Origin of the sequence: Mammaliicoccus lentus, from assembly GCF_002902755.1 — a bacterium.
Taxonomy (GTDB): Bacteria; Bacillota; Bacilli; order Staphylococcales; family Staphylococcaceae; genus Mammaliicoccus; species Mammaliicoccus lentus.
Genome location: NZ_PPRS01000007.1, coordinates 150,604 through 161,473 on the forward strand (window position 1 = coordinate 150,604; position 10,870 = coordinate 161,473).

Below are 10,870 nucleotides of genomic sequence, written 5' to 3' on the forward strand. Positions count from 1 at the left end.
TTTTACTCATATATTATATTTAGTATGTAACATTGAATTTTCTAGTAAAACAAAAATGCGCTCTTCAATTTAAACACTTAAAGTGTCTATCTTAAAGAACGCATCAAAATATCAGTAATTCAAACTTGAAATTATTATAAAATCATGTGGTTTTATAGTTTTTAGCAGTTAAAAATTGAATAATAGTCGATTCTAAATCTTCTTTTGTGCCATTGTTTTCAATAGTTTCATCTGCTAAATGTCGTTTTTCTTCAATTGGAATTTGTGAACGTATACGTGATAGTGCTTCGTCATCAGTCAATTGATTTCTTTCTTTCAATCTATTAATTTGGTTTGTTTCATTTGTATATACTAACCATGTTTCATCAACTGTATCTTGTAATTGGTTTTCAAATAATAAAGGGATATCCATTATAACGTTTTTTCCCTCGTTCAATGCTTGTTGTTTCTCATCTTCCATTATTTCACGAACTTTAGGATGTATAATGTTATTTAATTTATTTCTCATATTTTCATCATTGAAAACAATCTGGCCAATATACTGACGATTCATTTCACCATCAATTATTGCTTCGTCACCAAATACTTCTCGCACTTCATCTAATCCTTTACTGCCTTTTTCGACAGCTTTACGACTAGCTATATCAGCGTCCACAATATAAAACCCATGTTCTTTTAACAGGTTTGATACTGTTGATTTCCCCGTAGCTATTCCACCGGTTAAACCTATTACACGACTCATCTTTACACACCTACTTTTGACAGTTTGGACAATAATGAGTATTTCTTGTAGCTATGATTTCTTGTTCAATAGTACCACCACATTGTCCGCAAATATTTTTACCATATACAAGATGTCTTTCTTGCATCGTTCCTTTTTCTCCGTCGGCATTGTAATAATCAGAAATACTTGATCCACCATTATCAATACCTTCTTGAAGAACTTCCACTACTTCACGAAATACTTTTTCTTGTTCTTCTTCACTTAATTCTTTAACGCTACGACTAGGCAAAATTCCTGCACGTAATAAAGCTTCGCATGCATATATATTTCCACACCCTGAAATCACTGTATGGTCGAGTATTGCCACTTTTATAGGTTTATTAATAAACTTTTTTGTCTTAATTTGTTCTTTATAATGATGAAAGGCTTCTTCAAAAAATGGCTCTGGCGCTATTTTTAATACTGAAGGATATTCTGTTAAATCTTTCAAAGCTCTTATTTCACCAAATCTTCGAATATCAGTATAAATAAGTTTAATTCCATTATCTAACTCAAAAATAACGTGCCAATGCTTTTTATGATTTGGTATCGTAATATCTTCTAATTGTGGAACTGTAAAGAAAGCACCTGTCATACCAAAATGACACATCATAATATGGTGATTTTGATCTTTTTCTAATTCTATAAATATATATTTACTTCGTCTGTATACGTTCGTAATCGTATAATTTTCAATACGCGCTTTAAATTCTTCTAAAGAGGTACCTTTAACAATCGTTTCTTTACCTGTATCTTTACCTATTTTCACTTTATCTGAAAATTTAATATGTTGAATCGTTCTTCCAATTAATTTAGGTTCGATACCTCTCTTAACATGTTCTACTTCTGGTAATTCTGGCATTTTCAGTCTTCTTTCTCTTCATTATTTTGCATCATACCATGTGTCTCCATAACTTGATTCAACACTTAATGGTACGCTCAGTTCAAGCGCATTATCCATGATTTCCTCTACAAATGGACTGAATTCATCTATTTCATCATTTGGCACTTCAAATATTAATTCATCGTGTACTTGTAATAATAATTTTGCATTAAAGTTTGTATCTTTAATTTTATGAGCAAACTGAACCATTGCAAGTTTGATGATATCAGCTGCACTACCTTGTATAGGTGTATTCATAGCTGTTCTTTCTGCAAAGCTTCTTAAATTAAAGTTTCTATTTGTAATATCAGGCGTATATCGTCTTCTATGAAGAAGTGTTTCTACGTATCCTTTTTGTTTTGCATCTTGCACTATTGTATCCATATATTCTTTTACTTTAGGGAAACTATCTAAATAGTCATCGATAAATTTCTTAGCTTCTTTTCTCGTAATACCTAAACTTTGACTCAACCCATAATCACTGATTCCATAAACGATACCAAAGTTAACAGCTTTAGCTTGTCTTCTCATATTTCCAGTAATTTCGTCTTTACTATCTATGTTGAAAACACGCATTGCAGTTTTCGTATGAATATCTTCATTAGATGTAAATGCTTCTTTCATATGTTCGTCCCCTGTAATATGTGCCAATACCCGTAACTCAATTTGAGAATAGTCAGCTGCAAAAATAACATGGTCTTTCTTACTTGGTCTAAATGCTTTTCTAATTTTACGACCTTCTTCTAATCGAATCGGTATGTTTTGCAAGTTAGGTTCAACAGAACTTAAGCGACCAGTTTGTGCCAATGTTTGGTTAAATCGCGTATGAATCTTCCCTTCAGGTGTAATCATTTTTTGTAGGCCTTCAATGTAAGTAGATTGCAATTTAGATAATTGTCTATAAACTAAAATATCTTCAATTATAGGATGTTCATTTCGTAATTGTTCTAACACATCTACTGCTGTTGAATAGCCAGTCTTAGTCTTTTTAATGATTGGTAATTTTAAATCTTCAAATAATACTACACCAAGTTGCTTAGGTGAATTAATATTGAATTCAGAACCCGCATAATTATGAATTTGTTCAATTAATTTCTCAAGTCTTGAATTTAAATCTTCTTGCATATTTACTAAAGTATCCTTATCAACTGTTATACCAAACCTCTCCATATCAGCTAAAACTGTCGCTAGTGGCAACTCTAAATCATCGTGTAATGAAAGTTGTTCTCTTTCTTTTAATAGGTCAATCATTTTTTCTTTTGATTCTGAAATCGCAGTCACTTTTTTTGCGATACATTCAAATAAAACGTCTCTTTCTGGCACGTGTAACTTTTTGCCTTTTCCATAGATGCTTTCGTCATTAGGCACGTAATAAATTCCAAATTCAGACACGACTGAATATACATCATCTATTGTTCTAGAAGGATCTAATATATAACTCGCTAACATTGTATCAAATGTAACACCTTTAATTTTTACACCTAATCTATGTGATAATACAATAGTCTTTTTAACGTCATAAGCAGACAACGATACCTCTTCTCGTTCTAACCATTCATGTAAATCTTTATTTTGTTTAAATTCTTCTTCTGTTATCACAAATACCTGATTTTCCGTTTGAATAGCGAAACCTAGAACGTCTGCTTTTAGATAATTGTTTTCATTCGTCTCAAAATGTATGGACGCTTCTTTTGTATTTTTAAAATCAAAATCATCCATACTATCTATATATTCAATAACACGATCATCTGAAGCTTCTGTACTTGCATCCATTTGATCTAACAATTGTTTAAATTCTAAAGTTTTGAATAGTTTAATTTTCTCTTCATCGCTATAGTCTGTTAATTTTAAATCATCTATCGTTACTTCTATAGGGCTATCTCTATTAATCGTCGCTAAATCTTTACTTAATTTTGCATTTTCTTCATTTTCAATTAGCTTTTCTTTCATTTTAGATTTTTTTAATTCATCTATATTTTCGTAAACGCCCTCAACTGTTTCAAATTGTTTCAATAACTTGATAGCAGTCTTTTCACCAATACCAGGGACACCTGGTATATTATCTGATTTATCTCCCATAAGACCTTTCATATCAATAATTTGATTTGGTACTATTCCATCATACTTTTCAGCGATGAATTCAGGTGTATAGTGATCAATATCTGTCACACCTTTTTTAGTGTAATAAATTGTTACGTTTTCGCTAGCTAATTGTGTTAAATCACGATCGCCAGTTATAATTATAGTTTTTAAATTTTGATTATCAGCTTGTTTTGATAGCGTACCGATAATATCGTCCGCTTCATAATTTTCAAGTTCATAGTGTTTAATATTATAACTTTCAACTAATTGACGAATATATGGCAATTGGCTACGTAATTCATCCGGCGTTTTTTCACGTCCACCTTTGTATTCACTATACATGTTATTTCTAAATGTTGTTTTTCCAGCATCAAATGCAACCATAAAATGAGTCGGTTGTTCTTCTTTTATTATTTTATCTAAAATCATTGTGAAACCATAAATTGCATTTGTGTATACGCCCGCTTTATTAGTTAAAAGAGGCAATGCAAAAAAAGCTCTAAATGATAAACTATTTCCGTCTATAAGTACCAATTTTTCCAATGTGAGATACCTCCATCATTATATTGATTTCATTTTATCATATATAAGTCCATATTTAGATTGTTTCGCATAAAATAAAAAAGCAAGATACCGAAGTATCTTGCTCAATCATCAAAATGAAGGGGTCTAGATTCATTCTATCTATAAACCATGAAACTAGTGTGAATTTATTGTAAAGATTATATGAAGATTATTCATTAAATAATTTAACTATAAAATTAGAGCCCTCGCCTACTTTAGATTCTACTTTAATTACACCATTATGTGCTTCTATAATATGTTTTGTAATAGACAGTCCTAAGCCAGTACCTCCAGAATCTCTACTTCTTGCTTTATCAACTCTATAAAAGCGTTCAAATATACGAGCATGCTCTTCTTCAGAAATACCTATACCATTGTCTTTAACAGAAATAATTTGTCCGTCTGTTTCATTTTTAATTGTTAAAACAACTTCACTAGATGGCGAAGAGTAACTAATGGCATTCGTTAACAAATTAATAAGAACTTGAGTGATTTTATCTTTATCTCCAAGTGCATATACATCATTATCGATATTACCTATCAATTCAATATCTTTTTTATGTGCTGCATTACTTACAGTTTGTATACAATGCTCTCCTATTTCAGTTAAAGAAATACGTTCTTTTGGAATTTTATTACTTTGTTCAATTTTAGATAAATCTAACAAGTCTTGTACTAATGATTGTATCCTGTTTGATTCTTCAAGAATGATATTTAAAAACATATCTAAAGATTCTGGATCATCTTTAGCACCATCTAATAAAGTTTCAGCAAATCCTTTAATAGAAGTTATAGGTGTCCTCAGTTCGTGAGATACATTTGCAACAAAGTCTTTGCGCATATGTTCTAATTTTTTCAATTTTGTAATATCATGCATTACTACTACGAGACCTAAAAGATTTTTCTTACGTCTTGATAGGACTGGTATAGTAGATACTTCGAAAAATTTATTATGAACATTGTTAATATACAATTCAATTTGCTCAAATAAAGGTTGTTCTAACTTCAAAGCTTCGTTCATCATTTGGCTGATTTCTTGATTAGGCATAACATCTTTAAACAATTGCCCTTCTGCATTCCCAACTCTATCAAATAAATCATGATAAGTTTTATTAGCTATAACAATATAACCATCTCTATCGATCATCAACGTTGCACTTGGAATGTTTTCTAATGTCGTTTCTAATCTATTTCTTTGGAGTTTCTGCTCATTATTTAAATCGTCTAGCGTTCTAGCGAGCTCATTAGTGTTAATGAATAAGTCTTTCGTTTCTTTAACATTACTTTCTGGAACTCTTACTCTATACTTACCAGAAGCTAATAGTTTAGTAGCATATGTTACTTCTTTTATAGGATAGATGTAAGAAGTATTGATGTATCTAACTACGAAATAAATAAGTGGTAAAGTAAATAATAAGACGATTAACAAGTATTGCCAAATATCTTTTTGAATAATTGCTATAGTTTCAGATTCTTTTGCTAAAACAATCGTATATTCACCATATTTTTTAGCAGAAATTAATTCACTTTTTTCTTTATTAAGTTTAAATGATTCATCGAATTTTCTAGCTTCTTTAATGGCATCATCTTTTTCATCATCAAAAATTTTAGTCCCTTGATTTTGAGAACTATATAATTCTTTATTATTCTTCATGACTAAAACATCTTGTACAAATACATTTAATATATTATCCAAATCTTCTGGATGTTGTTTGGCAATATCGTAAATCTTTCTAGAATCGTTTTTCATTTGTTTATCTTCTTGCTTAGATATTAGATCATAACTTGAATTATGTAGGAAAAACCCTAATATAAGAAAACTTACAACGGTAACTGTTGTAAGTATAATTAAAAGCTTATTATAAAACTTAATCATTATTTTTTGGTCTTTCTAACTTATAACCTAAGCCTCTCACCGTTTTTATAAACTGAGGCTGTTTAGGGTTTTCTTCAAGCTTATCTCTTAAATGACTTATATGTACATCTACAATACGTGAATCTCCTGCAAATTCATAATTCCATACTGAATTCAGCATATGTTCTCTAGTAATCACACGGCCTTGTCTTTCGATTAAATATAGTAATAATTCGAATTCTTTCGGTGTTAATTCTAAAAGCTCGTCATTTCGATAAACTTCAAAATAATCTGGACGTATTCGAATTGAACCTAATATAATATCTTCATCTTCATCTAATTGACTAGATTCGATTTGGCTAACTCGTCTTAAAATTGCTTTAACTCTTGCTACCACTTCTCTTGGAGAAAATGGCTTTGTCATGTAATCATCTGCACCTAGTTCTAAACCTAATACTCTATCAAATTCATCATCTTTTGCTGTTAACATTAAAATAGGAACTTGATTTTTATCTGAACGTATTGTTTTACATACTTCAATACCATCCATTTCAGGTAACATGACATCTAAAACCACTAAATCCGGTTTTTCTTCGTTGACTTTCTCTAATGCTTGGACACCATCATAGGCTACAATAACTTGGTAACCCGCTTGTTCTATATTATATTTAAGCAAAGTGACGATTGATTGTTCATCGTCTACTACCAATACTTTTTGTGACATGCAAGAACCTCCTTAAGCGATTTAACATAATTATAACGTAAATTATTAAAAAAATAATACGTATTTAGAGAACTTTACAAAAAGTTAACACTGTATTAACAATTAAGCTAATAAAATAGGGAGTAGGACAAAAATCTCATTTTCAAAAATTTCGTAGTCCCACCCCCATTAAAAATGACTAAGTATGAAAAAGCTTGATTTAAGCACGTTTTAATACCTAATCAGATACTGTCTTGCAATGAATGAAGCTGAGACATTTATTTATGTCCCAGCCAGTACTTTAACTATATTATTCCTATTGTAACACTTCTTTAACTGATTTAACTGCTTCTGCAGATTCATCTAATAATTCTTTTTCTTCATTTGTTAAATCTAATTCAATAATTTTTTCTATACCATTACTACCTAGCACAGTTGGTACACCTAAATAGATATCCTCATACCCATATTCGCCTTCTAAATAAGCAATAGAAGGTAATACGCGTTTTTGATCTTTCAAAATAGATTCCGTCATTTCAATTAATGCAGCTCCAGGAGCGTAATAAGCAGATCCATTTCCTAGAAGGTTAACAATTTCAGCCCCACCTTTTCTTGTACGATCTACAATTGCATTAATTTTTTCTTCTGAAAGCAATTTTTCTAATGGAACTCCACCAGCTGCTGAGTATCTAATTAAGGGAACCATAGTATCCCCATGACCACCAAGTACAAAACCTGTTACATCTTTAACAGACAAGTCTAATTCTTCTGCAACGAATGTTCTGAACCTAGCTGTATCTAATACACCCGATTGACCAATAACTCTCTCTTTAGGAAATCCTGATGTTTTATATACAGTGTACGTCATAGCGTCAACAGGATTTGTTAAAACTAAAATAATTGCATTAGGTGAATATTTAACTATTTGTTCAGTAACTGATTTCATGACTTTTTGGTTTGTTTGTACTAAATCATCTCTCGACATACCAGGTTTTCTAGCTATACCCGCTGTAATAATTACAACGTCAGAGTCTTTTGTATCTTCATAGTTTGATGTCCCAATAACTTTAGAATCAAACCCAAGTACTGGTGCGCTTTCAGCTATGTCTAATGCTTTACCTTTAGTAGGGTCTTCAGATTGAGGTATATCAACTAATACAATATCCCCTAATTCTTTTTGTGCTGCTACAAAAGCTGCTGTAGCACCTGTAAAGCCGGCGCCAATAATTGATACTTTTTTTCTTGTCATAAATTACATCTCCTTAAAATAAAAGGGAGGTTATATATAACCCCCCTCAATTAATCACATTATGGTAAATTTTTAACTAATTCATCAGCGAATTCTGAAGATTTAACTTCAGTTGCGCCTTCCATTAAACGAGCAAAGTCATATGTTACTACTTTAGATGCAATAGTCGCTTCTACAGATTGTGTAATTTTATCTGCAGCTTCTTGCCAACCAATATGTTCTAATAATAGAACACCACTTAATAATACTGATGAAGGATTCACTTTATCTAAACCAGCATATTTTGGTGCAGTACCATGTGTAGCTTCAAAGATTGCATGACCAGTTTCATAGTTGATGTTAGCTCCTGGTGCAATACCAATTCCGCCAACTTGTGCTGCTAAAGCATCTGAAACATAGTCACCATTTAAGTTCATTGTAGCTACAACATCAAATTCAGCAGGGCGCGTTAAAATTTGTTGTAAGAAAATATCTGCGATTGAATCTTTAATGATTAATTTACCTTCAGCTTCTGCATCAGATTGTGCTTTGTTCGCAGCATCTTTACCTTCTTCTTCAACGATTTTATCGTATTGTTGCCAAGTGAATACACGGTCACCAAATTCACGTTCAGCTAAATCATATCCCCATTGTTTGAACGCACCTTCAGTAAACTTCATAATGTTACCTTTGTGAACTAATGTAACGTTGCGACGATTGTTATCAAACGCGTAGTTAATCGCTGCTCTAACTAATCTTTCAGTACCTTCTTTAGAAACAGGTTTAATACCAATTCCTGAAGTTTCAGGGAATCTAATATTTTTAGCACCCATTTCATTTTGTAAGAAATCAATAACCTTTTTAGCATCATCAGAACCCTCTTGGAATTCGATACCAGCATAAATGTCTTCTGTATTTTCACGGAAAATAACCATATCTGTATCTTCAGGACGTTTTACCGGTGAAGGAACACCTTTAAACCAACGTACAGGTCTTAGGCAAGTAAATAAATCTAATTCTTGACGTAAAGCAACGTTTAATGAGCGAATACCTCCACCAATTGGTGTAGTTAAAGGACCTTTAATGGCAATTAAATATTCTCTAATTGTATCTAAAGTCTCAGCAGGTAACCACTCGCCTGTTTCATCGTAAGCCTTTTGACCAGCTAATACTTCTTTCCATTCAATTTTCTTTTCGCCATTATAAGCTTTTTCTACAGCTGCATCTAATACTTTACTTGCTGCATTCCAGATATCTGGACCAATACCGTCTCCGATAATATACGGAACAATAGGATTATTCGGAACATTTAAAACGCCTTGATTTGTTGTAATTTTTTCTGCTGTCATTATATGATTCCTCCATTTAAATATGTTTATTTATATTATATTTATAAAACTATCTATTTTCAATTGGTTCATACTTACGATTACGTTCACCTGTATATTCAGCTCTTGGTCTCATAATTCTATTTTCTCTATATTGTTCTAGAATATGAGCGGTCCAACCTGCCATACGGCTTACTGCAAATATCGGTGTGAATAAATCATGGTCTATACCCATGCTATGGTAAACAGTTGCACTAAAGAAATCAACATTAGGTAATAAACCTTTTTCTTCTTTCATTATTTCTGCAATACGTAATGAAATTTCGAATAACTCTTTTTGACCAGTTTCATCAGTGATACGACGACTCATTTCTTTTAAGTACTTAGCTCTTGGGTCACCATTTTTATATACTCTGTGACCGAATCCCATAATTTTTTCTTTATTTTCGATTTTTTCTTTAATATAACTATCTGTCTTATCAACAGTTCCAATTTCAGTCAACATTTTCATAACTTGCTCATTAGCGCCACCATGCAATGGACCTTTTAAAGCTCCAGCTGCTGCTGTTACACCTGAATACATATCTGATAATGTTGAAACTGCTACCCTAGCTGTAAATGTTGATGCATTAAATTCATGATCTGCATGTAAAATTAATGCTTTATTAAATCCTTCAATTTCTACGTCGCTAGGAACTTCCCCTCTTAACATGTACAAGAAGTTACCTGCATAGCTTAATTCCTTTTTAGGTTTAACAACTTCTTTACCATTTCTAACTCTTGAGAAAGAAGTTACTAATGAAGCTACTTTTGCTTGAATTCTTATCGCACGTTCATAATTTGTTTCATCATCAAACACTTCAGCTTGTGGATCAAAATGAGCTAAGTATGATAATGACGTACGTAAACCTGTCATCGGATGTACTTTATCCGTTGCATAATCTTCAAAATGTGAGTACATTCTCGGGTTTAAAGTCATATAATGCAATAATTTTTCTTTTAAGTCTTCTAGTTCTTCTTTATTTGGTAATCTTAGATTCCACAGTAAAAACATTACCTCTTCAAATAATGCATTTTCTGTTAAGTCATCTATATCATAACCAGCATAAGTTAGTTGATTATCTATAATAGAACTAATTTTTGTTTCAGAAGCAATAATACCTTCTAGTCCTTTTGCTACTTGTGCCATATTGTTTATCCCCCTTACTAAATAATTGCCCATGTATGTAATGGTTTTCATATACATTATATATAATTTAAGCCATTTTGTGAATGCGAACACCTTTTAAACTTTTAAAAAGTTAATTAATATCGTTAAATAAATTAGGGTAAGTGTAAAATTATTGAAAATACAATTTTCATATAACTTTTAGACGATAAGCTTTGAACCAAGTGTTATAAAGGTTTTGAACACTTTTAATTCTTATAAAAGTTATCAGATATATACGTTACTCCTCTTTAATC

Annotated in this window: 8 protein-coding genes; all 8 read right to left on the reverse strand. The window is 31.4% G+C overall.

The genetic code is table 11. The annotated features are described in order from the left end of the window. Nucleotides 1–142 precede the first annotated feature (142 nt). The 8 genes from coaE to CD135_RS04335 all read right to left on the reverse strand — a co-directional run bounded on the left by coaE (nt 143) and on the right by CD135_RS04335 (nt 10,595). Nucleotides 143–742 (reverse strand): dephospho-CoA kinase, encoded by a 600-nt coding sequence (gene coaE / locus CD135_RS04300; RefSeq protein WP_016999307.1) that lies wholly within the window; start codon nt 740–742, stop codon nt 143–145. Nucleotides 743–752: 10 nt separating this feature from the next. Next, nucleotides 753–1,625, reverse strand: coding sequence for a DNA-formamidopyrimidine glycosylase (gene mutM / locus CD135_RS04305; protein ID WP_016999308.1), 873 nt, complete (start codon nt 1,623–1,625; stop codon nt 753–755). Between the two features lie 21 nt (nt 1,626–1,646). After that, nucleotides 1,647–4,271 (reverse strand): DNA polymerase I, encoded by a 2,625-nt coding sequence (gene polA / locus CD135_RS04310; protein WP_103268886.1) that lies wholly within the window; start codon nt 4,269–4,271, stop codon nt 1,647–1,649. Nucleotides 4,272–4,461: 190 nt separating this feature from the next. Next, entirely contained in the window at nt 4,462–6,168 is a 1,707-nt protein-coding gene (pnpS, locus tag CD135_RS04315) for a two-component system histidine kinase PnpS (RefSeq protein WP_064211082.1), read from the reverse strand. Beyond that, a complete protein-coding gene (locus CD135_RS04320; RefSeq protein WP_016999311.1) occupies nt 6,161–6,871 on the reverse strand; it encodes a response regulator transcription factor in 711 nt (236 codons plus the stop codon). Before CD135_RS04320 ends, pnpS begins: the two co-directional genes overlap by 8 nt. Nucleotides 6,872–7,166: 295 nt before the next feature. Beyond that, on the reverse strand, nt 7,167–8,099 hold the full coding sequence (gene mdh / locus CD135_RS04325; RefSeq protein WP_103268887.1) for a malate dehydrogenase: 933 nt from the start codon (nt 8,097–8,099) through the stop codon (nt 7,167–7,169). 59 nt (nt 8,100–8,158) lie between these two features. Continuing rightward, entirely contained in the window at nt 8,159–9,427 is a 1,269-nt protein-coding gene (gene icd / locus CD135_RS04330; protein WP_016999313.1) for an NADP-dependent isocitrate dehydrogenase, read from the reverse strand. A gap of 49 nt (nt 9,428–9,476) precedes the next feature. Then, the gene (locus tag CD135_RS04335) at nt 9,477–10,595 is read right to left on the reverse strand and encodes a citrate synthase (protein WP_016999314.1); all 1,119 of its coding nucleotides are present in this window, start codon (nt 10,593–10,595) and stop codon (nt 9,477–9,479) included. Nucleotides 10,596–10,870: the final 275 nt, after the last annotated feature.